25 protein-coding genes are annotated in these 24,549 nt (G+C 71.0%); 5 read left to right on the forward strand and 20 right to left on the reverse strand.

Features of this window, described 5'->3' with window-relative positions; translation table 11 throughout:
• Positions 1-162 precede the first annotated feature (162 nt).
• On the reverse strand, positions 163-822 hold the full coding sequence (locus tag AB0F88_RS05400) for a response regulator transcription factor (protein ID WP_362677613.1): 660 nt from the start codon (positions 820-822) through the stop codon (positions 163-165).
• Entirely contained in the window at positions 819-2,045 is a 1,227-nt protein-coding gene (locus AB0F88_RS05405; protein WP_362677615.1) for a sensor histidine kinase, read from the reverse strand. The genes AB0F88_RS05400 and AB0F88_RS05405 overlap by 4 nt, the downstream gene beginning before the upstream one ends.
• A gap of 136 nt (positions 2,046-2,181) precedes the next feature.
• Between AB0F88_RS05405 and AB0F88_RS05410 the strand changes: the two genes are divergently transcribed.
• Positions 2,182-3,375 (forward strand): serine hydrolase domain-containing protein, encoded by a 1,194-nt coding sequence (locus tag AB0F88_RS05410; protein ID WP_362677617.1) that lies wholly within the window; start codon positions 2,182-2,184, stop codon positions 3,373-3,375.
• A gap of 222 nt (positions 3,376-3,597) precedes the next feature.
• Here the strand turns inward: AB0F88_RS05410 and AB0F88_RS05415 are convergent, their stop codons facing one another.
• The 15 genes from AB0F88_RS05415 to rimP all read right to left on the reverse strand — a co-directional run bounded on the left by AB0F88_RS05415 (position 3,598) and on the right by rimP (position 19,213).
• A complete protein-coding gene (locus AB0F88_RS05415; RefSeq protein WP_362677619.1) occupies positions 3,598-4,107 on the reverse strand; it encodes a GNAT family N-acetyltransferase in 510 nt (169 codons plus the stop codon).
• On the reverse strand, positions 4,076-4,252 hold the full coding sequence (locus tag AB0F88_RS05420) for a hypothetical protein (RefSeq protein WP_362677621.1): 177 nt from the start codon (positions 4,250-4,252) through the stop codon (positions 4,076-4,078). Before AB0F88_RS05420 ends, AB0F88_RS05415 begins: the two co-directional genes overlap by 32 nt.
• Positions 4,253-4,479: 227 nt before the next feature.
• Entirely contained in the window at positions 4,480-5,217 is a 738-nt protein-coding gene (dapB, locus tag AB0F88_RS05425) for a 4-hydroxy-tetrahydrodipicolinate reductase (protein ID WP_362677623.1), read from the reverse strand.
• A 207-nt stretch (positions 5,218-5,424) separates the two neighbouring features.
• Positions 5,425-6,738, reverse strand: a complete 1,314-nt coding sequence (locus tag AB0F88_RS05430; protein WP_362677966.1) for a pitrilysin family protein — start codon at positions 6,736-6,738, stop codon at positions 5,425-5,427.
• On the reverse strand, positions 6,738-9,089 hold the full coding sequence (locus AB0F88_RS05435) for a polyribonucleotide nucleotidyltransferase (RefSeq protein ID WP_362677625.1): 2,352 nt from the start codon (positions 9,087-9,089) through the stop codon (positions 6,738-6,740). Before AB0F88_RS05435 ends, AB0F88_RS05430 begins: the two co-directional genes overlap by 1 nt.
• 317 nt (positions 9,090-9,406) lie before the next feature.
• A complete protein-coding gene (gene rpsO, locus AB0F88_RS05440; RefSeq protein ID WP_030904195.1) occupies positions 9,407-9,676 on the reverse strand; it encodes a 30S ribosomal protein S15 in 270 nt (89 codons plus the stop codon).
• A gap of 310 nt (positions 9,677-9,986) precedes the next feature.
• Positions 9,987-10,940 (reverse strand): bifunctional riboflavin kinase/FAD synthetase, encoded by a 954-nt coding sequence (locus tag AB0F88_RS05445; protein WP_362677627.1) that lies wholly within the window; start codon positions 10,938-10,940, stop codon positions 9,987-9,989.
• A gap of 220 nt (positions 10,941-11,160) precedes the next feature.
• Entirely contained in the window at positions 11,161-12,060 is a 900-nt protein-coding gene (gene truB / locus AB0F88_RS05450) for a tRNA pseudouridine(55) synthase TruB (RefSeq protein ID WP_362677629.1), read from the reverse strand.
• 31 nt (positions 12,061-12,091) lie between these two features.
• The gene (locus tag AB0F88_RS05455) at positions 12,092-13,099 is read right to left on the reverse strand and encodes a bifunctional oligoribonuclease/PAP phosphatase NrnA (RefSeq protein WP_362677631.1); all 1,008 of its coding nucleotides are present in this window, start codon (positions 13,097-13,099) and stop codon (positions 12,092-12,094) included.
• Positions 13,096-13,584, reverse strand: a complete 489-nt coding sequence (gene rbfA, locus AB0F88_RS05460) for a 30S ribosome-binding factor RbfA (protein WP_344745459.1) — start codon at positions 13,582-13,584, stop codon at positions 13,096-13,098. Before rbfA ends, AB0F88_RS05455 begins: the two co-directional genes overlap by 4 nt.
• Before the next feature lie 69 nt (positions 13,585-13,653).
• Entirely contained in the window at positions 13,654-13,953 is a 300-nt protein-coding gene (locus AB0F88_RS05465; protein ID WP_329091737.1) for a DUF503 domain-containing protein, read from the reverse strand.
• A gap of 121 nt (positions 13,954-14,074) precedes the next feature.
• Positions 14,075-17,263 (reverse strand): translation initiation factor IF-2, encoded by a 3,189-nt coding sequence (gene infB, locus AB0F88_RS05470; protein WP_362677634.1) that lies wholly within the window; start codon positions 17,261-17,263, stop codon positions 14,075-14,077.
• A gap of 143 nt (positions 17,264-17,406) precedes the next feature.
• On the reverse strand, positions 17,407-17,709 hold the full coding sequence (locus AB0F88_RS05475; RefSeq protein WP_362677636.1) for a YlxR family protein: 303 nt from the start codon (positions 17,707-17,709) through the stop codon (positions 17,407-17,409).
• Positions 17,693-18,688 (reverse strand): transcription termination factor NusA, encoded by a 996-nt coding sequence (nusA, locus tag AB0F88_RS05480; RefSeq protein WP_350972934.1) that lies wholly within the window; start codon positions 18,686-18,688, stop codon positions 17,693-17,695. The genes AB0F88_RS05475 and nusA overlap by 17 nt, the downstream gene beginning before the upstream one ends.
• Positions 18,689-18,712: 24 nt before the next feature.
• Positions 18,713-19,213, reverse strand: coding sequence for a ribosome maturation factor RimP (gene rimP, locus AB0F88_RS05485; protein WP_350972788.1), 501 nt, complete (start codon positions 19,211-19,213; stop codon positions 18,713-18,715).
• A 191-nt stretch (positions 19,214-19,404) separates the two neighbouring features.
• Between rimP and AB0F88_RS05490 the strand changes: the two genes are divergently transcribed.
• The 4 genes from AB0F88_RS05490 to AB0F88_RS05505 all read left to right on the forward strand — a co-directional run bounded on the left by AB0F88_RS05490 (position 19,405) and on the right by AB0F88_RS05505 (position 21,089).
• Complete coding sequence (locus AB0F88_RS05490) at positions 19,405-19,908, forward strand: hypothetical protein (protein ID WP_362677638.1); 504 nt, start codon at positions 19,405-19,407, stop codon at positions 19,906-19,908.
• A gap of 20 nt (positions 19,909-19,928) precedes the next feature.
• Positions 19,929-20,405, forward strand: coding sequence for a ferritin-like domain-containing protein (locus tag AB0F88_RS05495; protein WP_362677640.1), 477 nt, complete (start codon positions 19,929-19,931; stop codon positions 20,403-20,405).
• Between the two features lie 190 nt (positions 20,406-20,595).
• Entirely contained in the window at positions 20,596-20,793 is a 198-nt protein-coding gene (locus AB0F88_RS05500) for a DUF4236 domain-containing protein (RefSeq protein WP_329091724.1), read from the forward strand.
• Between the two features lie 83 nt (positions 20,794-20,876).
• Positions 20,877-21,089 (forward strand): DUF4236 domain-containing protein, encoded by a 213-nt coding sequence (locus AB0F88_RS05505; protein WP_362677643.1) that lies wholly within the window; start codon positions 20,877-20,879, stop codon positions 21,087-21,089.
• Between the two features lie 178 nt (positions 21,090-21,267).
• Here the strand turns inward: AB0F88_RS05505 and AB0F88_RS05510 are convergent, their stop codons facing one another.
• From AB0F88_RS05510 to AB0F88_RS05520, 3 genes are all read right to left on the reverse strand, one after another.
• A complete protein-coding gene (locus AB0F88_RS05510; protein WP_362677645.1) occupies positions 21,268-23,010 on the reverse strand; it encodes a proline--tRNA ligase in 1,743 nt (580 codons plus the stop codon).
• 98 nt (positions 23,011-23,108) lie between these two features.
• Positions 23,109-23,675, reverse strand: a complete 567-nt coding sequence (locus tag AB0F88_RS05515; protein ID WP_362677647.1) for a hypothetical protein — start codon at positions 23,673-23,675, stop codon at positions 23,109-23,111.
• Positions 23,676-24,080: 405 nt separating this feature from the next.
• The gene (locus tag AB0F88_RS05520) at positions 24,081-24,515 is read right to left on the reverse strand and encodes a hypothetical protein (protein ID WP_362677649.1); all 435 of its coding nucleotides are present in this window, start codon (positions 24,513-24,515) and stop codon (positions 24,081-24,083) included.
• Positions 24,516-24,549 lie beyond the last annotated feature (34 nt).

Here is a 24,549-nt window from a genome sequence, read left to right on the forward strand (position 1 = left end):
CGTGATCGGCGGGGCACGCCCGCGCCGGCCTCGTCGCCGCCCTGGTGAAAGACCCGCTGTGTCCGCTGGAGCACCCATCCGCGCAGGACCCGAACGACAAGGCCTGCCTGGCGGTCGAGCCCTCGACCGGGCTGCCGGCAAACCAAGATCTTCGTCCGCCCTCTAGGCGCGCGGCCGGACCACACCGGTCTCGTAGGCGTACACCACCGCCTGGACCCGGTCCCGCAGTTCGAGCTTCGTCAGCACCCGGCTCACGTGGGTCTTCACCGTTCCCTCCGACAGGAAGAGGTGGTCGGCTATCTCGGCGTTGGACATGCCGCAGGCGATCAGCGTCAGCACCTCCCGTTCCCGCTCGGTCAGGACCCCGGGATCCGGTACCGCGGGCGCCGGAGATCCGCTCCCCGCCGGGAGGTAGCGCTCCAGCAGGCGGCGGGTCGTGCTCGGCGCCACCACCGCGTCGCCGGCCGCCACCACGCGGATCGCGGAGAGCAGGTCGGCGGCGAGCGTGTCCTTGAGCAGGAACCCGCTCGCCCCGGCCCGCAGTGCGGCGTACACGTACTCGTCGAGATCGAACGTGGTCAGGATCAGTACCCGCGTCGGGCCGCCGTCCGCGTGGATCCGCCGGGTCGCCTCGACGCCGTCCACCTCCGGCATCCGGACGTCCATCAGCACCACGTCCGGCCGCAGTTCGCGGGTCATCGACGCCGCCTGTGAACCGTCGGCCGCCTCACCGACCACGGAGACGCCGGGTGCCTGCTGCAGGATGAGCCGGAAGCCCGTCCGGACAAGTGCCTGGTCGTCCGCGAGCAGCACCCGGATCATGCGTGCGACGCTTCGATCGGCAGTGTGGCGCGCACCTCGAAGCCTCCACCCGGAAGGGGGCCGGCCCTGAAGTGCCCGCCCAGCAGGCGAACCCGCTCCCGCATGCCGCCGATCCCGTTGCCCGGCCGGCTCCCGCGGACGGGAACCGCCACGCCGTCGTCGGCCACGCGGATGTCGAGCGCCGATGCGGCGTACGCCAGCACGACGGAGGCGGATGCGCCAGGTCCGGCATGTTTCATCACGTTGGTCAACGCCTCCTGCACGATGCGGTATGCCGAGAGGTCGAGCGGTGCGGGCAGCGCCGCCGCGACGCCTTCGATGTCGAGCCGTACGCCGGTACCGGTTCGCCGTACCTGGTCCACAAGGGCGGGCAGGTGCGCGAGTCCGGGCTGCGGGTGCCAGGCGTCGCCGACCTCGCCCAGCGCGCCGAGCACGCGGCGCATGTCGGCGAGCGACTCGCGGCCGGTGTGCACGATCGCCGCGAGCGCCGCCCGGGTCTCGGCCGGCTCGGCGTCCAGCGCCGCCGCCCCGCCCTGGGCCTGGATCACGATGAGCGACAGGCCGTGCGCCACGACGTCGTGCAGTTCCCGGCTGATCCGCCCGCGCTCGGCGGCGACGGCGAGGGCGCCCGACTGCTCGCGCTCGCGCTCGAGGTCCCGCGCCCGCGCGGCGAGCTGGTCCAGATACGCGCGCCGGGTGCGGGTCCCGGAGCCGGCCGCCCAGCCGGCAACCAGCAACGAGCCGAGCACCACCGGGCCGCTCCACCGGGCCGCGCCGCCCGGACGGTCACCGGCGACGAACTCGACCCGGCCGGGAGCCGAGTGGGTGACCTGGAAGGCGAGCATCGGAAGGCCGGGCACCAGCCGTCCGCGCAGCGCGTACGCGCCGCTCCAGCAGGCGAGGGTCAGCAGCAGGCCGGCGAGTGCGGCCGCCGACACCGTCCGCGACCGATGGACGCCCACCGCGTACAGCACGATGAACAGGCAGCCGTCGACGACTCCGACGGGTCGGCCCTGGAACAGGTGCGCGGCCGTCGAGAGCGTGCAGATCACCAGCATCGCCACCGGCCATCGGTTGCGCAGGCCCACCGCGACCAAGGCCGCGAGGGTGGCGGCCCACCAGGGCACATCGTGCTCCGGCGACTGGCCGGACAGCAACGCCACGGCGAGCAGGCCGGCAGCGGGTGCCGCCTGGCGTACCGCCCACCGCGTCTGTTCTCCCATGACCATCCGAGGGTACGGTCTCTTGACCGGGCGACGCGTCTGTCGCCGGACGGAGTCCGCGTACCTCCTGCGACAGACCGAAGTCGCGACCCGGCGCCGATGCCGGCGGCGGATCGCGAACCGCAGGCTTGCCCGCATGACCACACATCGAACCTCGCGGCGCGCCGCGCTCGGACTGATCGGCGCGGGCGGACTGCTCGCCGTGAACACCATGCCCAAGGCCGCCGAAGCCGGTGACAGGCCGCCCGGGAAGCCGGTGCCCGCCGATCTGCTCCCGGGCGGGGCGCTCGACAGGCTGATCGCACAGCGGGCGGCCGCCGACCAGTACTCCGGTACGTATCTGCTCCTGCGCAACGGCCGCCCGGTTCTGTCGCGCAGCTACGGCATGGCCGACAGGAGCCGCTCGCTGCCCAACAAGCCGGACACGATCTTCGGGCTCGGCTCGATCACCAAGATGTTCACCGGCATCGCCGTCTCACAGCTCGTCCAGCAGGGCAAGATCGCATACCACGAGAAGCTCGGAACCTACCTGGACGGCTTTCCCGCCGAGGTCGCCGGCACCGTCACGGTGCACCAGCTCCTCACCCACACCTCGGGAATGGGCGACATCTACGGCCCGGTCAACGGCCCGGTCATCCAGGGCTGGTCCAGCGAGGCGGAGGTGACCGCCGGGCTGCTGCGCCTGGTCCGCAAGGCCCCGCTCGGTTTCCCGCCCGGCACCTCGCATGTGTACAGCAACGCCGGCTACGTCACGCTGCAGTTCATCGTCGCGGCCGTCTCCGGCCAGACCTTCTACGACTTCGTACGGCGGCACGTCTTTCGGGCTGCCGGCATGACGGGCACCGACTTCTACGATCGCGACCAGTGCCGGAGCAGCCGGCGGATCGCCCATCCGTACGCCCCGCAGGACCCTCGGGCGGGCGGGCCACGCGTCGACCACCTCGAACGCGTGGAGTTCCTCGGCAACGGCGCGGGCGGCGCCTACTCGACCGCGGCGGATCTGGTCGCCTTCATGACGGCGCTGACCGGAAACAAGCTGCTCGACGCCGAGCACACCTGGCTGGCGACGAGCCCGAAGAACCCCGTGCCACCGCCGGGGCCGCCGCCGGCCGGGAAGCCCCCGCAGTTCCTGTTCGGATGCTACGGGCCCAGCGCCACCCTGACCGGCGGCCACTGGATTCTCGGCCACAACGGCGGCAGCAGCAACGGCGTCTCCACCGACCTGGCCTGGTACCCGGGCGACGGCTACCTGGCCATCGACCTGTGCAACTACGAGGGCGGCATCACGAGGGACGTCGACAGCCTCTGCAAGCAGCTGATCACCCGGTAGCCGCGATCGTACGGGCCGATGGCCGTGCCGACGGGTTCCGGTGTCAGGTATCGGCGCGGCGAGGTCTTCGAGATGCCGATCACGCCGAGGCCGGCGCCTTGGGCCTTGAACAGTCGGACGACGTCATGTCCCCGGTGATCGCCCGAAGAAGCAGGGAAGCGACTCGAGCACCGCGACGCCGGCCGGCGGAAACCGGTGCGGAGGACCGCCGGACCGGCCTCGTCACAGGACGCGGCGCATCACGACGCGGGGGACGATCTCGATGCCCAGCTCGCGCTCGTGGCGCACCAGCTCGGCCAGCTCCGGCCCCCACTCGGCGGGGTCGAGCACGGAGAAGCCGCGCCGGGCGTACCAGGGCGCGTTCCAGGACACGTCGCGGTAGGTCGTCAGCGTCACGGCGGCGAAGCCGGTCGAGGCCGCGTGCTCGCAGACGGCCTCCAGCAAGCGCCCACCGGCCCCCCTGCGCCCGTGGTCGGGGTGGACGGCGAGCTGGTCGAGGTGGACCTGCCCGTCGACCAGGCCGAACAGGGCGAACCCGATCGGCGGGTCGCCCGCCACGAGCACCCGGGAGGGGTCGCCGGCCTCCTCGACCATCGTGGTCCCCGGCGGGAAGGTGATCCCCACCTGGGCGAAGACCCCGTCGGCCGCCAGCTCCACCGCCACCAGCCCGGCCAGCTCCTCCGGCCGCGCCCAGCGGACCTCAGTCGAAGTCGAAGATGGAGTGCTTGTCATAGAAGTGGAGGATATAGCGGCAGCGCTCGCAGATCATCAGGGTTAATCGGTGCGAGGTGATACCCCAGCGGCTGTCGAGCCTGCCCTGCTCCTGCTGGAACGCGGTGCCGTGACAGAGCGGGCAGGCGAGCTCGGAAGGTGTCATGGTTGAGCAACGAGCGGCGCAAGGCCCGGGGTTCCGGAGACGGCAGGACCGGTGGGATCGCCCGCCGGTACGGTGACCGTGGGGCCCGAACGAATTCCCGGTCGCCGCCCCGGCGAAGCCGCCCCAAAACCCCCCGAAGCCACCGTCCGAACCCGCTCTTAAGCCGCCCCAAGCCACCGCCCGAAGTCGCCCGTCGCGGAACCCGGCGGACGTGGGCGGCCACCGCGCTAGAGGTCGAGAAGGTGCTCCAGGCCGACCGTGAGGCCGGGGAGCTCGCGCACCCGTCGCACGCCCAGCAGCACGCCCGGGGTGAACGACGAGCGGTTCATGGTGTCGTGGCGGATGGTGAGGATCTCGCCGTCGCCGCCCAGGATGACCTCCTGGTGGGCGATGAGCCCGGCCAGCCGGACCGCGTGCACGCGGACCCCGTCGACGTCGGCGCCGCGCGCCCCGTCGAGCTCCGTGCTGGTGGCGTCCGGCATCGGCGCCGACCCTGCCTTGCGCCGGGCCTCGGCGACCAGCTCGGCCGTACGGCGGGCGGTGCCCGAGGGCGCGTCGGCCTTGTTGGGGTGGTGCAGCTCGACGATCTCGGCCGACTCGAAGTAGCGGGCCGCCTGCTGGGCGAAGTGCATCATGAGCACGGCCGCGATGCCGAAGTTGGGGGCGATCAGCGCGTTGACCCCGGGGTTGGCGTCCAGCCAGCCCCGCACGGTCGCCAGCCGTCCCGCGTCGAAGCCGGTGGTGCCGACCACCGGGTGGATGCCGTGGGAGACGCACCATTCGAGGTTGCCCATGACGACGTCGGGGTGGGTGAAGTCGACCACCACCTCGGCGCCTTCCAGCCCCTCGATCGGGTCACCCTGGTCGACGGCCGCGACCAGCTCCAGATCGTCCGCCGCCTCGACGGCCTTGCACACTTCGACACCGACGCGCCCTCGGGCGCCGAGAACTCCAACCCTGATCACGGGCCCAAGGCTATACCGAAGGCCCCCTGGACGACGGACGGCCCCGGCGCGGGAACGCCGGGGCCGCGCGTGCGTGGAATCGGGAAGGACCATCACAGGACGACGGGGTCGCGCTCGTACGTTGAGCCGGTGAGGACCGTCACGGAACGACGGACGGCCCCGGCGCGGGAACGCCGGGGCCGCTCGGACAGGAGCCGTGAGGGACCGTCAGCCGGCGACGACCGCGCTGAAGTCCCTGTCCTCCTTGTAGGGGCCGATGACCGCGAGGGACATCGGGCGGGTGAGGACGTCCTGGGCCACCTCGGCGATCTGCTCCGGGGTCACCGCGTCGATCCTGGCGAGCAGGTCGTCGACCGAGAGCAGCTCGTCGAAGACCAGGTCGCCCTTGCCGATCCTGGACATCCGGGAACCGGTGTCCTCCAGGCCGAGCACGAGACCGCCGCGCATCTGGCCCTTGCCGCGGACGATCTCCTCCTCGGTGATGCCGTCGGCGACCACGCGGAGCACCTCCTCGCGGCAGATCTTCAGCACGTCGTCGATCTTCGACGGCAGGCAGCCGACGTAGATGCCGAACTGGCCGGTGTCGGCGAGGGCGGAGGTGTAGGAGTAGGCCGAGTAGGCCAGCCCCCTCTTCTCCCTGATCTCCTGGAACAGCCGCGAGGACATGCCGCCGCCCAGCGCCGCGTTGAGCACGCCGAGCGCGAAACGGCGCTCGTCGGTGCGGGTCAGCGCGGTCGTGCCGAGGACCAGGTTGGCCTGCTCGGTCGGCCGGTGCACCACCCGCGTGCCGGAGCGGAGCTCGACGCCGGGGCCCGACACGCGCGGGGGCACCGGCGAGGCGTCCCCGCCCAGGGCCCCGGCCCGCTCGTAGGCCGCGGCGACCAGGGCCACCACCTGCTCGTGGTCGACGTTGCCCGCCACCGACACCACGGTGTGGGTGGGCAGGTAGTAACGCCGGTAGTACTCGGCGATCCGGTCGCGGCTGACCGCGGTGATCGAGTCGACCGTGCCGAGGATCGGCCTGCCGACCGGCGTGTCACCGTACAGCTCGGCGGAGAACTGCTCGTGCACCACGTCCGAGGGATCGTCGTCGTGCATGGCGATCTCCTCCAGGATCACGCCACGCTCGGCCTCGACGTCCTCCTCGCTGATGAGCGAGGAGGTCACCACGTCGGCGAGCACGTCGATCGCCACCCGCAGGTCCTCGTCGAGGACCCGCGCGTAGTAGCAGGTGTACTCCTTGGCGGTGAACGCGTTGATCTCGCCGCCGATGCCCTCGATGGCCGCGGAGATCTCCAGGGCGTCCCGCGTGGGCGTGCCCTTGAACAGCAGGTGTTCGAGGAAGTGGGAGGAGCCCATGTGCTGGGGGGACTCGTCTCTCGATCCGATGCCGACCCACATGCCGACCGCGACGGAACGCACGGTCGGCATGGACTCGGTCACCACCCGGAGCCCACCGGGAAGGACGGTGCGCTTCACGACCCCGGCGCCGTCCTTGCCGGGGTGCAGAGTGGTGGTGATCACGAGTTGCGGTCTTCCCCTCCGCCGCCACCACGGTTGCCGCCACCGCCACCACCGTTGCTGCTGCGGGTGCGGGTGCGGCGGGGCCGCTCCTCGCGGGGCCGCTCGTCGGCGGCGGGCGCCTCGGCGGCCGGAGCGGCCGACGGCTCGGCGTCACCGGACTCGGCCCTGGCTGCGGCCTCCTTCTCGATGACCTCGACCGGCACCAGGGAGAGCTTGCCGCGCGAGTCGATCTCGGCGATCTCCACCTGGACCTTCTCGCCGACGTTCATGACGTCCTCGACGTTCTCGATGCGCTTGCCGCCGTGCAGCTTGCGGATCTGGGAGACGTGCAGGAGACCGTCCTTGCCCGGCATGAGGGAGATGAAGGCACCGAAGGCGGCGATCTTGACGACCGTGCCCAGGTAGCGCTCGCCGACCTCCGGCATGTGCGGGTTCGCGATGGCGTTGATCGCCGACCTGGCCGCCTCGGCGGACGGGCCGTCGGTGGCGCCGATGTAGATGGTTCCGTCGTCTTCCAGGGTGATCTCGGCGCCGGTGTCGTCCTGGATCTGGTTGATCATCTTGCCCTTCGGGCCGATGACCTCTCCGATCTTGTCCACCGGGATCTTGATCGTGATGATGCGCGGGGCCGTCGCGTTCATCTCCGCCGGGGAGTCGATGGCCTCCTGCATCACGTCGATGATCGCCAGGCGGGCGCCCTTGGCCTGCCGCAGCGCGGCCGACAGCACCGAGGCCGGGATGCCGTCCAGCTTGGTGTCGAGCTGGAGGGCGGTGATGACGTCCTTGGTGCCGGCGACCTTGAAGTCCATGTCGCCCATGGCGTCCTCGGCACCGAGGATGTCGGTCAGCGTGACGTACTGGTCGCCCTCGTTGATGAGGCCCATCGCGATGCCCGCGACGATGCCCTTCAGCGGGACGCCCGCGTCGAGCAGCGCCATCGTCGAGGCGCAGACCGAGCCCATGGAGGTCGAGCCGTTGGAGCTCAGCGCCTCGGAGACCTGGCGGATCGCGTACGGGAACTCCTCGCGCGCCGGCAGCACCGGCAGGAGCGCCCGCTCGGCGAGCGCGCCGTGACCGATCTCGCGCCGCTTGGGCGAGCCCACCCGGCCGGTCTCACCGGTGGAGTAGGGCGGGAAGTTGTAGTTGTGCATGTAGCGCTTGGTGCGCTCGGGGTTGAGCGTGTCGATCATCTGCTCCATGCGGAGCATGTTGAGCGTGGTGATGCCCAGGATCTGGGTCTCGCCGCGCTCGAACAGGGCCGAGCCGTGCACGCGGGGCACGATGTGGACCTCGGCGCTGAGCTGCCGGATGTCCTTGACGCCGCGGCCGTCGATGCGGACGCCCTCGGCGATGACGCGCTCGCGCATGAGCTTCTTGGTCAGCGACCGGAACGCGGCGCCGATCTCCTTCTCGCGGCCCTCGAAGTCGGGGCCGACCTTCTCCAGCACCAGGGCCTTGACCCGGTCGAGCTCGGTCTCGCGCTCCTGCTTGCCGGCGATGGTCAGCGCCGCGGCGAGCTCGCTGCGCACCGCGCCGGTCACGGCCTCCAGGACGTCGTCCTGGTAGTCGAGGAACAGGGGGTACTCGGCGGTCTCCTTGGCGGCGACCTTCGCGACCTTGGCCTGCGCCTCGCACAGCACCTTGATGAACGGCTTGGCGGCCTCGAGACCCTGAGCCACGGTCTCCTCGGTCGGCGCCACGGCACCCTCGGCGACCAGCTTGAGCGTGTCGCGGGTGGACTCGGCCTCGACCATCATGATCGCGACGTCGCCGTCGTCCAGGACGCGGCCCGCGACCACCATGTCGAAGGTGGCGCCGGCCAGCTCGGTGTTGGTCGGGAAGGCGACCCACTGGCCCTCGATCAGCGCGACGCGGACGCCGCCGATCGGGCCGGAGAACGGCAGCCCGGCGAGCTGGGTGGAGAGGGACGCGGCGTTGATCGCCACGACGTCGTACAGGTGCTCGGGGTGCAGCGCCATGATGGTGGCGACGACCTGGATCTCGTTGCGCAGGCCCTTGACGAACGAGGGGCGCAGCGGCCGGTCGATCAGGCGGCAGGTGAGGATGGCGTCCTCGGAGGGACGGCCCTCACGCCGGAAGAACGAGCCGGGAATGCGGCCCGCGGCGTACATTCGCTCCTCGACGTCCACCGTGAGGGGGAAGAAGTCGAGGTTCTCCTTGGGATTCTTGGACGCGGTGGTCGCGGAGAGGACCATCGTGTCGTCGTCGAGATAGACGACGGCGGAACCCGCCGCCTGGCGCGCGAGCCGCCCGGTCTCGAACCGGATGGTACGCGTGCCGAATGAGCCGTTGTCGATGACGGCTTCGCTGCTGTGGACACCCTCCACGGGGGACCTCCTTGTTTCGGTCGCCCGCGTCCGGCCAGACGCACGTGTCGCGCCTGGTTCGTCGTGTTGCCGGCTCCCCGTAGGTGCAGCGCCGGTCTTCGATCGAAGCGCCCGGTTCCGTATGGCTTGTGCCATGATGACCGGGGGCCACTACCGAGGACCGGCCCTCCGACGCCGTGGGGCGCGCTTGCTTGCGGACGCGGGGCACTGTCTCGGCTATTCAGTTTGCTCACTGGGACGGCGTCTTCGTGGCGCGACGCGCCAACACCATCCCGTATGAGATGAGGGAGCGGCGCGAACGCCACTCCCTCACAACACTATCGGCGCAGGCCGAGCCGCTCGATGAGCGAGCGGTAGCGCGCGATGTCCTTGCTCTGCAGGTACTTCAGCAGCCGGCGACGGCGGCCGACGAGCAGCAGCAGGCCACGACGGCTGTGGTGGTCGTGCTTGTGCACCTTCAGGTGCTCGGTGAGCTCGCTGATGCGCTTGCTGAGCAGCGCGATCTGCACCTCGGGGGAACCGGTGTCGGTCTCACCCTTGGCGTAGTCACCGATGATCTGCTTCTTTGCTGCGGTGTCGAGCGACACTTTTCTCCTTGAACCTCTGCGGGCACGCGCAATTCCGGCTCCCCGAACGACCGTGCGTGCCTACAGTCGCCGTGGCGAGATCAGCACCGGGATCATTGACCACCGGTTACAGAGCTGACATGCCAGGTTACCACCGGCTTCAACGCCCTCGCACATCGCACGAAAGCCCCGGCGAGCCCTGCCCGGGAATCCCGGCTGGACCGGGGAAGCGGGACCGGAGGGGCCGCGTGGCGCGAGGTCCGTGTGACACGAGGGTCAGGCGGGACCGGACGACAGCAGGACGGAAGCAGGCGGTATCGGGCGGGAGAGGTCAGCTCGTCAAGCGCCGCACCTCGTCCACGTCGGCGTGGATCTGCGCGACGAGCGCCTCGATCGAGTCGAACCTGGTGTTGCCGCGCAGCCTCGGCCCGAAGTCCACGGCCACGTGCGCGCCGTAGAGGTCGAGGTCGTCGCGGTCGAGCGCGTACGCCTCGACCGTGCGGGGCACGCCCTCGAAGGTCGGGTTGGTGCCCACCGAGATCGCCGCGGGCCAGCGCTCGCCGCCGTAGACGGCGGGCAGGTTCCCGGTCGAGACCCCCTGCAGCCAGCCGGCGTAGACGCCGTCGGCGGGGATCGCGGTGAACTCCGGCGACTCCAGGTTGGCCGTCGGGAAACCGAGTTGCCGCCCGCGCTGGTAACCGCGGACGACCACGCCCTCGACCCGGTGCGGGCGGCCGAGCGTCTGCGTGACCGCCTCCATGTCCCCGGCGGCGATCTGCTCGCGGATCCGGGTGGAGGAGATCGTCTCCCCCTCGCTGACCAGCGGGACCGCCTCGGCCACGAAGTCGTACTTCTCCCCGAGGGTGCGCAGCGTCTCCACGTCACCGGAGGCCTTGTGCCCGAAGCGGAAGTTCTCCCCCACCACGACCCCGGCGGCGTGCAACCGGTCGACGAGCACGGTCTGCACGAACTCGTCCGGGCTCATCCGGGAGAACTCCAGCGTGAACGGCAGGACGCACACCGCGTCGACGCCCAGCCCCGCGAGGAGCTCGGTGCGGTGCCTGGCCGTCGTCAGCCTCGGCGGGTGCGTGCCGGGCCGCACGACCTCCTCCGGATGCGGGTCGAAGGTCACCACCACCGAGGACACCCCGAGACGCCCGGCCATCTCGACGGCACGGGTCACCATCTGCTGGTGCCCGCGATGAACGCCGTCGAAGACGCCGATGGTGATGACGGACCTGCCCCAGTCTTCGGGCACGTCGTCCAATCCGTGCCAGCCTCGCACCGCAGCCTCTTCCCTCGTAGTTCCCTCGTAGCGGATGAACCCCTAAAGACTGCCATGCTCTGAGTCCTTCTCCCCAATCGGGGAGCCCCTTGGCCGGGACCCGCCGCCGGCCACGCGGTACCTCGGAGGACTTCACCGAGCTTCGAAGGACTTCGCAGGACTTCGCAGGACTTCGCAGGACCGGAAAGGACGAACTGGACAGGCGATGGCAGGCGTCCCGTCAGGAGACGAAGACCGCCAGGGACTTGGCGACCTGGCCGTGCTCCTCGACCAGCGCCACCAGGGTTCCGTCGGGGCCGAACACCCCGATCGGCCCGCTTCCCAGGCCCAGCGCGGGCAGCCTCCCGCCGTGCGCGACGGACGCCGCCTCCTCGGCGGTCACGTCCCTGCGGGGAAAGGCCGCCGCGACCGCGTCGGCCATCGGCAGGATCACGCACTCGGCGGCGAGCCGCTCCAAGGTGTGGGCCGCCGACAGGTCGTAGGGGCCCACCCGGGTACGGCGCAGGGCGGTCAGGTGGCCGCCGACCCCCAGGCCGGCGCCCAGGTCGCGGGCGAGCGCGCGGATGTAGGTGCCGCTGGAACAGGACACCGAGGCGTCGACGTCGACGAGGTCGCCGTGCCGGCGTACGGCGGTGATCTCGAACCCCGACACGGCCACCGGGCGAGCCTTGAGCTCGACCTCCTCGCCCGCCCTGGCCCGCTTGTAGGCCCGCTCGCCGTTCACCTTGATGGCGCTGACCTGCGGAGGGATCTGCATGATCGGGCCGGTCAGCGTCGCGACGCCCTTCCTGATCTCCTCCTCGGCGACCTGTGCCGCCGACGCGGTGGCGATGATCTCACCCTCGGCGTCGTCGGTGTTGGTGGTCTGGCCGAGGCGGATCGTGGCGTCGTAGCCCTTCTCGGTGAGCGCGAGGTGGCCGAGCAGGCGGGTGGCCTTCTCGACGCCGACCACCAGCACGCCGGTGGCCATCGGGTCGAGGGTGCCGGCGTGGCCGACCTTGCGGGTGCCCGCGATGCCGCGGAGCTTGGCCACGACGTCGTGCGAGGTCCACTCGGCGGGCTTGTCGACGATGATCAGCCCGCTCGGCGGCGGGGTGCGCTTGGCGCGAGCCGTACTCATTTCGGTCCTTACAGGCGTGCCGGAAAGGGTTTTACAGCAGGGCCCGGAGACTCGCGATCGTCTCCTCGACGGGCTGGTGGGAGGTGAAACCCGCCGCCTTGGCGTGCCCGCCGCCCCCCAGCGCGGCGCTGACGCGCGAGACGTCCACCCCGCCCTTGGAGCGCATGGAGACCTGCCAGACGCCGTCGTCGTCCTCCTTGAGGATGGCGGCGACGTCCGCCTGGTCGGTACGCCGGATCACGTCGATGATCCCCTCGATCTCGTCGTACGGCAGCCCGTACGCGGCGCGGTCGGCGCGGGTGACGAACGTCCACACCAGGCCGCCGCCCACCTCGGGCTCCAGCCGCACCCTGTCGAGCACGGCGCCGAGCACCTTCAGGTAGCCGAACGGGGAACGGTCCCACAGCTCACGGGCGATCTTCTCCGGGTCGAGCCCGGTGGCCAGCAGCCGGGCGGCCATGGCGTGCGCGTCGGGAGTGGTGGAGGAGTGCCTGAAGGAGCCGGTGTCGGTGACGAGCCCGACGTACAGGCAGGTCGCGATGTCCCTGTCGACCGGCAGTCCGAGCCGGTGGATCAGCTCCTCGGCGAGCACGGCGGTGGCCGCGGCGCCGGGGTCGACCAGGTTGAGGGTGCCGAACCCGGTGTTGGACGGGTGGTGGTCCAGCACGACCAGCTCGTGTGCCTTGGCCGTGTTGCCGGTCAGCACGCCGAGACGCCCGACGGTGGGAACGTCGAAGGTGACCATCACCTCGGGCGCGGCCGGGTAGTGCGCGGGATCGGCGAGCAGATCCTGCCCCGGCAGGAAGCGCAGCAGCCTGGGCACCGTGAAACGCCGGTCACCGAACGAGGCGGTGACCCGCTTGCCCGCCGCGCGCAGCGCGAGCCCGACGCCCAGCATGGAGCCGAGCGCGTCGCCGTCGGGCGAGACGTGGCAGGCCAGCGCGACCTCGTCCGCGGCGGAGATGAGCTCGACGGCCCGGGCCCAGTCCTGACCGGACACCGGGCCCGCCGAGTCGTCGTCGCGCAGGTCGGGCGTCACGTCGCGGAGTGTCCCGCGCGTTCCGAGGACTCGTCTTCCTCGTCCCCGGAGTCGTCGCCGTCCTCCCGGTCCTCGGGCTTGCGGTAGGGGTCGGCGTCCCCGGCGTGCGAGGCCCCCTCGGCCCGCTTGGCGATCTCCACGTCCCTGGCCTTCGCCTCGGCGAGCAGGTCCTCCAGGTGGCGGGCGGTGTCGGGAAGCGGGTCGTGGGTGAACGTCAGCGTCGGGGTGTGGCGCAGGCCCGTCTGGCGGCCCACCTCCGAGCGGATGAGCCCCTTGGCGCTCTCCAGGGCCACGGCGGAGTCGGCCCGCTCGGCCTCGGAGCCGAACACGGTGTAGAACACCGTGGCCTCGCCCAGGTCGTTGGTGATGCGCGTGTCCGTCACGGTCACGAACCCCAGCCTGGGGTCCTTAATCCGGCGCTCCAGCATCTCCGCCACGATCTGCTGGATCCGATCGGCGATCTTGCGTGCGCGTGCGGCGTCCATAGCTCCCCCCTTCTCACGAAGAGGGCCGGTGGCGGTAGGGGTGCCTTCGCCGACCGGCCGTCTCCGTATCTAGTCCTCGTCCTCGTTGTAGAGCCGGTGCCTGGCGGACAGCAGCTCGATCTCCGGGTGGAAGGCGATCAGTCGCTCGCAGTCGTCCAGCACCGCACCGCAGTTGGCGGCGGTGGAGGAGACGACCGCGATCCCGATCTCGGTACGGCGATGCAGATCAAGATGGCCGGTCTCCGCGACGGCCACACCCGGGAACCGTCGCTGCACCTCGGCGACGATGGGACGCACCACCGAGCGCTTCTGCTTCAGCGAGTGAACGTCGCCGAGCAGGATGTCCAATGTCAGGGCACCTACATACATAGTGGGTCACTCGCCACGGTCGGCACCGTGCCACGGGGCGTGGGCCCCGCCCACCGGCCGCGCACCCGAGGGGCACTCGGGTGGCACGGCCGGCGGAACGGTTCCTTCGCCTGTCGGGGCATCAGGCTCGCGGCTTCTCCCGCATCTCGAAGGTCTCGATGACGTCATCGATCTTGATGTCGCTGTAGCCGACACCGATACCGCACTCGAACCCTTCACGGACCTCGGTCGCGTCGTCCTTGAAACGGCGCAGCGAGGAGACGGTGAGGTTGTCGGAGATGACGACCCCGCCGCGGATGATCCGGGCCTTGCTGTTGCGGACGATCGTGCCCGAGCGGACCAGAGCACCGGCGATGTTGCCGATCTTCGGCACCTTGAAGACCTCGCGGACTTCGGCGGTGCCCATCTGGACCTCTTCGAACTCCGGCTTGAGCATGCCCTTGAGGGCCGCCTCGATCTCCTCGATCGCCTGGTAGATGACCGAGTAGTAGCGGATGTCGACGCCCTCGCGCTCGGCCAGGTCGCGCGCCCTGACCTCGGGACGCACGTTGAAGCCGATGATGACGGCGTTGTCGTCGGCGACCGCCAGGTTGACGTCGTACTCGGTGATCGCACCGACGGCGCGGTGGAGCACCCGCAGGCGCACCTCGTCGCCGACGTCGATCTTGAGCAGCGCGTCCTCCAGGGCCTCGACGGAACCGGAGACGTCACCCTTGATGATGAGCTTGAGCTCGTCGACCTGGCCCTTCTCCATCTCGCTGAAGAGCTCTTCGAGGGTGCGGCGACGGCCGGACTTGGCCATGTCCGCGATGCGCTTGCGCGCGGCGCGCTGCTGGGCGATCTGGCGCGCCATCCGGTCGTCGGTGACGACGATGAAGTTGTCACCGGCTCCCGGCGTCGCGGTCAGACCGAGCACCTGCACCGGACGGGACGGGTCGGCCTCCGGGATCGCCTCGCCCTTGTCGTCGAGCATCGCCCGGACGCGGCCGAAGGCCTCGCCACAGACGATCGAGTCGCCGACGCGGAGCGTGCCGCGCTGGACCAGCACGGTCGCGACCGGGCCGCGGCCCTTGTCGAGGTGCGCCTCGATGGCGACGCCCTGGGCGTCCATCGTGGCGTTGGCCCGCAGGTCGAGCTCGGCGTCCGCGGTGAGCAGGATGGCCTCGAGCAGCTGCTCGATGCCGATCCCGTTCTTGGCGGAGATGTCGACGAACATCGTGGTGCCGCCGTACTCCTCGGCGACCAGGCCGTACTCGGTGAGCTGGGCCCGGACCTTGCCCGGGTCGGCGCCCTCCTTGTCGACCTTGTTGACCGCGACGACGATCGGCACGTCGGCCGCCTGGGCGTGGTTGAGCGCCTCGACGGTCTGCGGCTTCACACCGTCGTCGGCCGCGACGACCAGGACGGCGATGTCGGTCACCTTGGCGCCTCGGGCACGCATGGCGGTGAACGCCTCGTGACCCGGGGTGTCGATGAAGGTGATCTTCCGGTCTTCGCCCTCGTGCACGGTGGCGATCTGGTAGGCACCGATGTGCTGGGTGATGCCACCGGCCTCCCGCGCCACCTCGTTGGTGTTGCGGATGGCGTCGAGCAGCTTGGTCTTACCGTGGTCGACGTGACCCATGACGGTCACCACCGGCGGGCGCGCGACCAGGTCGGACTCGTCGCCCTCGTCCTCGCCGAACTCGATGTCGAAGGTCTCCAGGAGCTCGCGGTCCTCCTCCTCCGGGCTGACCACAAGCAGGTTGTAGTCGAGCTCGGCGGCCAGAAGCTGGAGCGTCTCCTCGTTGACCGACTGCGTGGCGGTCACCATCTCGCCCAGGTGCAGCATGATCTGCACCAGGGACGCCGGGATCGCGCCGATCTTGTCGGCGAAGTCCGACAGGGAGGCGCCGCGCGACAGGCGGATCGTCTGCCCGTTGCCGCGGGGAGCCTGCACGCCGCCGATCGCCGGGGCCTGCATGTTGTCGAACTCTTGACGCCGCTGGCGCTTGGACTTGCGACCGCGGGTCGGGCGTCCTCCGGGACGGCCGAACGCGCCCGCGGTGCCTCCACCGCGACCACGGCCACCGCCGCCGGGACGGCCGGCGAAACCGCCGCCACCGCCACCGGGACCACCGGTTCCGGTGCCGGGACGGCCTGCGCCGCCACCGCCACCCGGACGACCGGCGAAACCGCCGCCGCCACCGGGACGACCGCCGCCACCGCCGGGACGGCCCGCGCCGCCACCGGGACGACCGGCACCCGCGCCGCCGCCGGGACGGCCTGCGCCGCCACCGCCGCCGGGACCGGCGGGCCGGCCCTGGGGCATCATCATCGGGCTGGGACGCGGACCGCCGGGACGCGGGCCGCCGGGGCCACCCGCACCGCCGCCGGGACGCGGGCCACCGGCACCGGGACCCGGACGCGGGCCACCGGATCCGGGCGGGCCGGAACGGGCGCCGGGCGGACGGGGACCGGCGTTGTCGCGGTCCTGACGAGGACCGCGGTCCTCGCGGGGACCGGGACGCGGACCCCTGTCGCCGGGAGCGCCGTCACGGCCGGGGCCACCGGGACCACCGGGGCCGCCGGCGCGCGGCGGACGGGCCTGGCCCATGCCGCTGGCGTTCGACGAGAACGGGTTGTTGCCGGGACGCGGGCCACGCGGGCCCGGACGCGGGCCGGGCCTGGGCGCACCGGCACCGGGAGCACCGGCGCCAGGGGCACCGGCACCGGGCCTGGGGCCCGAAGGCGCCCCACCCGGACCGCCCGCCGGACGACCGCCCTCGGGACGCGCCTCGGGGCGCTGGGCGGGACCCGGACGCGGAGCGGGCCTGGGACCCGGCTTGGGACCGGGGCCGGAGGCCGCCGGACGCGCGCTGTCGGTGCGGGGTGCCTCGAACCGCGGGGCCTGCACCTGCGGCGGCTGCTGACGCGGCGGCTGCGGGGGCTGGACCGGCGGAGCCGGGGGGACGACCGGCGGGGCCGCCTGCGGCGCGGGGGCCGCGGGACGAGCCGGTGCGGGACCCGGACGAGGACCCGGCCTGGGGGCCGGTCCCGGCTTGGGGATTGATGTCGACGCCGTGGAGGCGCCGTTCGGCTGGCCGTCTCCCGGCCGAGGTGCCGCCTGAGGCGGCCTGGGGCCTCTGCCCCTGTCGGACGAGCCCTTACTGGGGCCGCCCAAAGCTTCCGTGAGCCTGCGGACTACCGGTGCTTCGATAGTCGAGGACGCCGAACGCACGAACTCGCCCATCTCCTGGAGCTTGGCCATGACGACCTTGCTCTCCACACCGAACTCCTTGGCGAGCTCGTATACCCGGACCTTCGCCACTGCACTCCCTTGTCTCGGCCCGGGAGGCAGTGCCGCCGGACCGTCGTTACGTTGACGTACTCATCGCCGCATGCTCATCAGGCGCTCATAGCTATCTGACCAGCCCATCAAATCGGCGTCCTACATGACAGTCGGTAACCATTTCACCCGATCCTTTCATCGTGTTGCTCTTCCAGGTGGCCACGCAGCCGCGACAGGTCGAGCGATTCCGCGACGCGAAAAGCACGCGGAAACGCTCGGCGACGCTCTGCGAGTTCGAGACAGCTCAAGGTGGGATGCAGTGAAGCACCACGACCTTGGAGCCGTCTTCGCAGGTCAGGGACGATAACGCCCTCGACCACCACCAGGCGGAGCAGCTCGGAGGAAACCGTGCGAACCCGGCACCCCACACATGTTCTCAGTGGGGCAGCCTGGCCACCATATTCCAGCTTACCGTGTGGGCGCATCTGCGGGACCGGCCGCGTCCCCCGGCTGGGTGTCGGGACGGATGTCGATCCGCCAGCCGGTGAGGCGGGCGGCCAGCCGGGCGTTCTGGCCCTCCTTGCCGATGGCGAGGGAGAGCTGGTAGTCCGGCACGGTCACGCGCGCGGCGCGGCCGTCGAAGTCGATCACCTCTACGTGGGAAACGCGGGCCGGAGACAGCGCATTCCCCACGAAATCCGCGGGATCCTCCGACCAGTCGATGATGTCGATCTTCTCGCCGTGCAGCTCCGTCATCACGTTGCGTACCCGCGAGCCCATCGGGCCGATGCAGGCGCCCTTGGCGTTCACTCCCGGGCGCCGCGACCTGACCGCGAGCTTGGTGCGGTGACCGGCCTCGCGGGCGACGGCGGCGATCTCGACCGTGCCGTCGGCGATCTCGGGCACCTCCAGCGCGAAGAGCTTCTTCACCAGGCCGGGGTGGGTGCGCGACAGGGTCACCGAGGGGCCCTTGTGGCCCTTCTTGACCTGCACCACGTAGCAGCGGATGCGGTCGCCGTGGACGTACTCCTCGCCCGGGACCTGCTCGCTGTGCGGCAGCACCGCCTCGATCTTGCCCAGGTCGACCAGGACCACTCGCGGGTCCTTGCCCTGCTGGATGACTCCGGCCACCAGCTCACCCTCGCGGCTGGCGAACTCACCGAAGTTGATCTCATCCTCGGCGTCGCGCAGCTGCTGCAGGATGACCTGCTTGGCGGTGGTCGCGGCGATGCGGCTGAAGTTGCCCGGGGTGTCGTCGAACTCCCTGAGCACCTCCCCGCTCTCGTCGTCGAGCTCGGCGGCGAAGATGGTCACGTGCCCGGACTTGCGGTCGAGCTCGGCGCGCGCCTTGGCCGCCGCGCCCTCGCTCCGGAAATATGCGATCAGCAGCGCGTCCTCGATCGCCTTGACGACCAGGTCGAAGGAGATGTCCTTCTCCCGCTCCAGGCTGCGCAGGACGCTCATGTCGATGTCCACGAGGCTTCCCCCTTAGCCCTCGTCGCCGTCTTCGCCGTCGTCTTCGGCGTCGTCGAGCCGGCGGAATTCCACCTGCACCCGTCCTCGGGTCAGGTCCTCATAGTCGATGCGGCGCGGCGCGCCGTCGACGTCCAGCTCCACGCCGGTCTCGTCGGTGGCGACGATCCGGCCCTCCACGGCGCTGCCGTCCCTCAGGTCGGCCTTGACCAGCCTCTTCACCGCGCGGCGCCAGTGGCGCGGCTCGGTGAGGGGGCGGTCGACTCCCGGGGAGGAGACCTCCAGCACGTACGGGGTGGCCCCCATCGCCTCGTCGGCGTCCAGCGTCGCGGAGACGGCGTGGCTGACCTCGGCGACGTCGTCGAGGCTCACGCCCCCGTCACGGTCGACCACGACACGCAGCAGCCGCCGCTTGCCCGCGGGGGTGACCGTGACGTCCTCCAAGTCGAGCCCTTCGGCTCCGACGACAGGTTCCAGAAGCTCTATCAGGCGGTCGCGGGATGTGGCGCTGCCCATGCCGACCTCCCATTGTCACGATCTCAGCCGGGCGGACCTCGCCCATGCGATTAACCAGCCTATCCACACCAGGGCGTGGAAACAGCGCCACTCGGTGTGGCGGAGCCGTCCGAGAAGCGAGGTGAGTGCCATTATTCCAAGCCCGTACGATGCTAAGTGCGTCAGCTGCCGACACAGAACCGGAGGTCGTCGTGCGTTCCGTCTCCCGGCGCGCCCTGCTGAGGGGCGGCGCCCTCGGGGTCGCGGCCGTGACGGTCACGGGATGCGCCGCCGAGGAGCGGGTGCCTCCCGCGGCCGCGCCACCCGACCCCGAGACCCTGCTCCTGCGTGAGCTGATCGCGGGCAAGGAGCGGACCGTCGCCCTGTACGCCTCGGCGGCCTCGGCCCGGCTCGAGCCCTTCAGGCAGCGGCACGAGGCCCATCTGGCCGAGCTCCGCCGCCGCCTCCCGCCCACGCCGCCCGCTCCGGCCGCCGTGTCCGCCACGGCCGCGACCCCGGCGCCCGCCCCTTCGCCCTCCGGGAGCACGCCCCAGGGCGGCAGCCCCTCGGTACGGACCCTGCGGGACCTGGAACGCAGGGCCGCGGCGCTGCGTACCCGCCAGATCGAGAAGGTCTCGCCACCGCTGGCCCAGTTGCTCGCCTCCATCGGCGCCTGCGAGGCCGCGCACGCCGCGGCCCTGTCGAGGTCCCTGTGAGAGGCGCTGTGAGAGGCGCTGTGAGAGGCGCCCGGGGGGCCGGGGCCGATCAGGGGCTCGGCGCGGCGCTGGCGGCCGAGCACGCCGCCGTGTACGCCTACGGGGTCCTCGCGGCCAGGACCACGGGCAGGCTCCGCGTGGCGATGACGACCGTCTACAACGCCCACCGCGCCCGCCGCGACCAGCTCCGCACCATGACCATCGCCGCGGGCGGCACGCCCGCCGAGCCGAAGGCGGTCTACGAGCTCCCGGCCACGCCGTCGAGCGCGGCGCAGGCGGTGGAGCTGGCCGTGCTGGTCGAGCGGGGGGTGACCGGTGCCTACCTGGAGCTGGCGGCGTCCCCGGACCCGGCCCTGCGCAAGATGGCCGCGCTGGCCATGCAGGAGTGCGCCGTCCGCTCCTACAGCCTGCGCCCCGAGATCGAGGCCTTTCCCGGCATGCCGCCCCGGACGGCCTCCGAACCCGCCGCCACCCCCGCAGTGGCCCCGTCCCAGTGACTTTTCCCGCCGTTTTTCCCGGGTGACCGCCTCCCGGCGAAAGGACGGGAACCGGACTGGTCAGCGCGGAAAACGATCTCTGCCGGAGGCCCCCGGATTCGCGAGCCACGATTCGAACCCGCTTTCAAACATGTTTGCACCGTGTCTGCCGGGTAGCTGAATCTCGCGAAAAACGCCTAAGGAGGAAGTAATGGGCTGGGGATACCGGAAATCCATGAAGTTCGGTCCGTTCCGTCTTAACCTTTCGCGGAGTGGAGTGGGTCACAGCTGGGGAAACCGCGCCTTCAGGGTCACCAAGACGGCCGATGGGCGCCGCACTCTGAGCGTCAACCTTCCCGGCGGCTTCCACTGGCGCAAGACGCTCAGTGGCAACGGCAGCCGTCGCTGATGGGCATTACCCGGGAACCGTTCGCGAACGTCGCTCGTTCTCATGACACGACGCGAGATTTCGGGGAGTCCGGGGAGAAGGCAATGGGCTGGGGATACAGGAAGTCGATCAAAGTCGGTCCTTTCAGGATCGACCTGTCCCCGCGAGGGGTCGGCCACAGCTTCGGCAGTCGCCGATTCCACGTCAGCAGAACTCCTGACGGCCGCAAGTACGTGACCGTCAACCTGCCGGGCGGGTTCCACGTGGGCAAGGCGATCGGCCGGAGCTCCCGGCGTCACCAGCACTACCACTACTGACGCGGGGCCATACACCTGAAGAGAGCGGCCCGCCCCTTTTGGAAAAGGGGCGGGCCGCTCTCTCGCGTTCCGGGTGACCCGCCTTTCAGGGGCGGATCTCGGGGCTTTCAGGGACGGATCTCGGGGGTGGACCGCTCGCCGGCGTCCGCCGGTCTCCGGGGCCGCGACGGCCGGAGGATCATCCCCGGCAGGCCGCCACGACGCGCTCCACGGCCTCGGCGAGCGGGATCTCCTCCTTGACGCCGGTGGCGCGGTCGCGCAGCTCCACGACGCCCTGGGTGAGCCCCCGGCCGACGATCAGGATCGTCGGCATGCCGAGCAGCTCAGCGTCCTTGAACTTCACCCCCGGCGAGACGCCGGGGCGGTCGTCCACCAGGACGCGCAGCCCGCGGCCCTCCAGCTCCTCGGCGATCCGGGTGGCGGCCTCGACCTGGCCGTCCTTGCCGGTGCCCACGACGTGGACGTCGGCGGGGGCGACCTCGCGGGGCCAGACCAGCCCGAGCTCGTCGTGCCTCTGCTCGGCCAGCACCGCCACGGCCCGGGAGACACCGATGCCGTAGGAGCCCATGGTGACGCGGACCGGCTTGCCGTCGGGGCCGAGGGCGTCGAGCTTCGCGGCGTCGGCGTACTTGCGGCCGAGCTGGAAGATGTGGCCGATCTCGATGCCGCGGTCGATGGACAGGCCGGAGCCGCAGACCGGGCAGGCGTCGCCCGCGCGGACCTCGGCGGCCTCGATGGTGCCGTCGGCGACGAAGTCACGGCCGGCGACGACGTCGGCGGCGTGCTTGCCGGGCTCGTTGGCGCCGGTCACCCAGGCGCTGCCGGCGACCACGCGGGGGTCGACGAGGTAGCGGATGCCGAGGTCCTTGAGGACCTGGGGACCGATGTAGCCGCGGACCAGGCCGGGGTGCTTCGCGAAGTCCTCGGCCTCGAAGATGGCGGGCTCGCCGGGGGCGAGGGAGGCCTCCAGCCGCTTGAAGTCGACCTCGCGGTCCCCGGGCAGGCCGACGATCAGGGTCTCGGTCTTGCCCGAGCCGGGGACGGTCACCTTGACCACGATGTTCTTGAGCGTCTGGGCGGCGGTGACGCCGAGGCCGTGGTGCTCGTTGACGTGATCGACCAGTGACTCGATGGTCGGGGTGTCGGGGGTGTCGAGCACCCGCATCGCGGGCCGCTCGCCGGTGATCGCGGGCGGCGCGGTGGTGACGACGGCCTCCGCGTTGGCCGCGTACCCGCAGTTGTGGCAGGCCACGAAGGTGTCCTCGCCGGTGGCGGCGGGGGCGAGGAACTCCTCGGAGGCCGAGCCGCCCATCGCTCCGGACGTGGCGAAGCAGATCTTGTACGTGATGCCGAGCCGGTCGAAGGTCTTGATGTAGGTCTCGCGGTGGCGCTCGTAGGAGCGCTTGAGGCCGTCGTCGTCGAGGTCGAAGGAGTAGGAGTCCTTCATGATGAACTCGCGCCCGCGCAGGATGCCGGCCCGGGGGCGGGCCTCGTCGCGGTACTTGGTCTGGATCTGGTAGAGGGTCACCGGATAGTCCTTGTAGGAGGCGTACTCCCCCTTGACCATGTCGGTGAACATCTCCTCGTGGGTGGGGCCGAGCAGGTAGTCGGCCCCCTTGCGGTCCTTGAGGCGGAAGAGCGTGTCGCCGTACTCGGTCCAGCGGCCGGTCGCCTCGTAGTACTCGCGGGGCAGGAGGGCGGGGAAGAGCACCTCCTGGCCGCCCATGCGGTTCATCTCCTCGCGCACGACGCGCGTGACGTTCTCCAGGACCGTCTTGCCGAGCGGCAGCCAGGAGTAGACGCCGGGCGCGACACGGCGGACGTAACCGGCGCGGACGAGCAGCTTGTGGCTCGGGACTTCCGCATCTGCCGGGTCGTCCCTCAGCGTTCGAAGAAACAGCGACGACATGCGCAGCAGCACGGCTACTCCTAGTTGGCGAGGTTCGGTGCCCTACAGGCTATCGAGTCCCGCAAGCCGATTGTCGGCGGTCGGCCGCTTCCGAACCCGGCGGTGAGGACTCAGATCCCGGTGAGGAAGACGAAGTACGAGGCCCCGAGGACCAGCGCGATCAGCGCGGAGCAGACCCGGTCGCACCCGCGTCCCAGCGAGGTCAGCATTCCCAGCGCGATCGCGATCACCACCGCGACGCCCCACGGCCAGAAGCCGGAGACGTACTCGGGGCCGCCGGGCATCGCCTTGTCGATCCCGTCGAACAGGGCCAGCCCGGCCGCGCCCCCGGCCGCGATGTCCCCCCAGCGGTCGTAGCGCTTGGCGAGGTAGGAAAAGACGCCGATGGCGACGAGGTTCGCGATCAGGAGGTTCATCGAGGCGCCGTCGCCGCCGAGGCTCAGGAGCCAGGTGTTCTTCTCGAAGATCGTGGCGGCCAGCAGCGAGAGGATCGGGCCGAACGCGGCCAACACGCTGGAGAGGACCGCCCAGCCGAAGCCGACCGCCGTCCGCCCCATGACGACGACGAACAGGAGGTAGGCGTACGGATTGTAAAGCGCGTACAGCAACTCGGGCCCGTAGGCCAGCAGCGCTCCGACGCCTCCGAGCAGCATCCCCATCAAAAGGGAGAGGACCATGTGCCGGAGAATGGCGCGATCCCGGCGGTCTCCGGCGACAAAGTCAAGCGTGTAATTACGTTCTACCAAAGCCACTGATCCCCCGATCACATTTGCTAGTGGCTATCAGCAGTGTATCTGACCTGGGAAAACATCTCGAACACGTCAAGTTTACAAAGCAAGCGAGCGCTTGATAACAGTAAAGTGGACAAGCGTTTGACCAAGCCGTCGCCGCGGTCCTTCCAGACCCCTTCTCCGGGGAGCGGACCGATCTCCGCGAGGCCGTCCGCCCCTTTCCCGCCGGGCGTCCGGACGCCCGGCGGCCGGTTCGCCGCACCGGCCGCCGCCGGGATGAGCGGGCCTCGCCCGCCGCCTGGACGACGACCCCCGCCGGGCGACGCCGGCGGCTCGGCCGCTCCGGGGGCGTCAGCCGCCGAGAAGGATCTCCCAGGGGTGGCGGGAGGTGGTCCTGCGGGTGGTGTCGAGCGCCTCGCCGAGGCGGCGCAGACCGGCCCTGCCCCGGAAGCGCTCGCGGTGCACGGGGTCGACGGCGCGCAGGACGAACGGGACGCCCATGACGTCCAGGGTGGCGTCGCCCGCCGTGGCCGGACCGGAGCGGGTGACCAGCGCGCCGGGGCAGCCCGGATCGCGGACGTGCCTGGCCAGGACGGCCGCGATGTCGGCCGCGCCGGGGCCGTCGCGCCACTCGATGTGCCAGCCGTGGTCGGCCCCGCGCCACCAGGTCAGGTCGCGGCAGGACTCCATGAGCTCCGATTCCCCGGCCAGCGCGGCCATCACCCGCCCGAACGCCTCGTACCGGAGCCCGCACGAAGGCCGGTCCTCACCGGACGTCCCGGGCATGCCGGGGACGCCAGGCGCACCGGGAGCACCGGGA

The organism is Streptosporangium sp. NPDC023963 (assembly GCF_040639135.1).
Classification (GTDB): domain Bacteria; phylum Actinomycetota; class Actinomycetes; order Streptosporangiales; family Streptosporangiaceae; genus Streptosporangium.

Coding starts and splice junctions, on each gene's coding strand:
- AB0F88_RS05400 (WP_362677613.1), bottom strand. CDS start 822: ATGATCCGGGTGCTGCTCGCGGACGACCAGGCACTTGTCCGGACGGGC.
- AB0F88_RS05405 (WP_362677615.1), bottom strand. CDS start 2,045: ATGGGAGAACAGACGCGGTGGGCGGTACGCCAGGCGGCACCCGCTGCC.
- AB0F88_RS05410 (WP_362677617.1), top strand. CDS start 2,182: ATGACCACACATCGAACCTCGCGGCGCGCCGCGCTCGGACTGATCGGC.
- AB0F88_RS05415 (WP_362677619.1), bottom strand. CDS start 4,107: ATGACAAGCACTCCATCTTCGACTTCGACTGAGGTCCGCTGGGCGCGG.
- AB0F88_RS05420 (WP_362677621.1), bottom strand. CDS start 4,252: ATGACACCTTCCGAGCTCGCCTGCCCGCTCTGTCACGGCACCGCGTTC.
- truB (WP_362677629.1), bottom strand. CDS start 12,060: ATGAGTACGGCTCGCGCCAAGCGCACCCCGCCGCCGAGCGGGCTGATC.
- rbfA (WP_344745459.1), bottom strand. CDS start 13,584: ATGGACGCCGCACGCGCACGCAAGATCGCCGATCGGATCCAGCAGATC.
- AB0F88_RS05465 (WP_329091737.1), bottom strand. CDS start 13,953: ATGTATGTAGGTGCCCTGACATTGGACATCCTGCTCGGCGACGTTCAC.
- AB0F88_RS05475 (WP_362677636.1), bottom strand. CDS start 17,709: ATGCGCCCACACGGTAAGCTGGAATATGGTGGCCAGGCTGCCCCACTG.
- nusA (WP_350972934.1), bottom strand. CDS start 18,688: ATGAGCGTCCTGCGCAGCCTGGAGCGGGAGAAGGACATCTCCTTCGAC.
- rimP (WP_350972788.1), bottom strand. CDS start 19,213: ATGGGCAGCGCCACATCCCGCGACCGCCTGATAGAGCTTCTGGAACCT.
- AB0F88_RS05500 (WP_329091724.1), top strand. CDS start 20,596: ATGGGCTGGGGATACCGGAAATCCATGAAGTTCGGTCCGTTCCGTCTT.
- AB0F88_RS05505 (WP_362677643.1), top strand. CDS start 20,877: ATGGGCTGGGGATACAGGAAGTCGATCAAAGTCGGTCCTTTCAGGATC.
- AB0F88_RS05515 (WP_362677647.1), bottom strand. CDS start 23,675: ATGGTCCTCTCCCTTTTGATGGGGATGCTGCTCGGAGGCGTCGGAGCG.
- AB0F88_RS05520 (WP_362677649.1), bottom strand. CDS start 24,515: ATGCCCGGGACGTCCGGTGAGGACCGGCCTTCGTGCGGGCTCCGGTAC.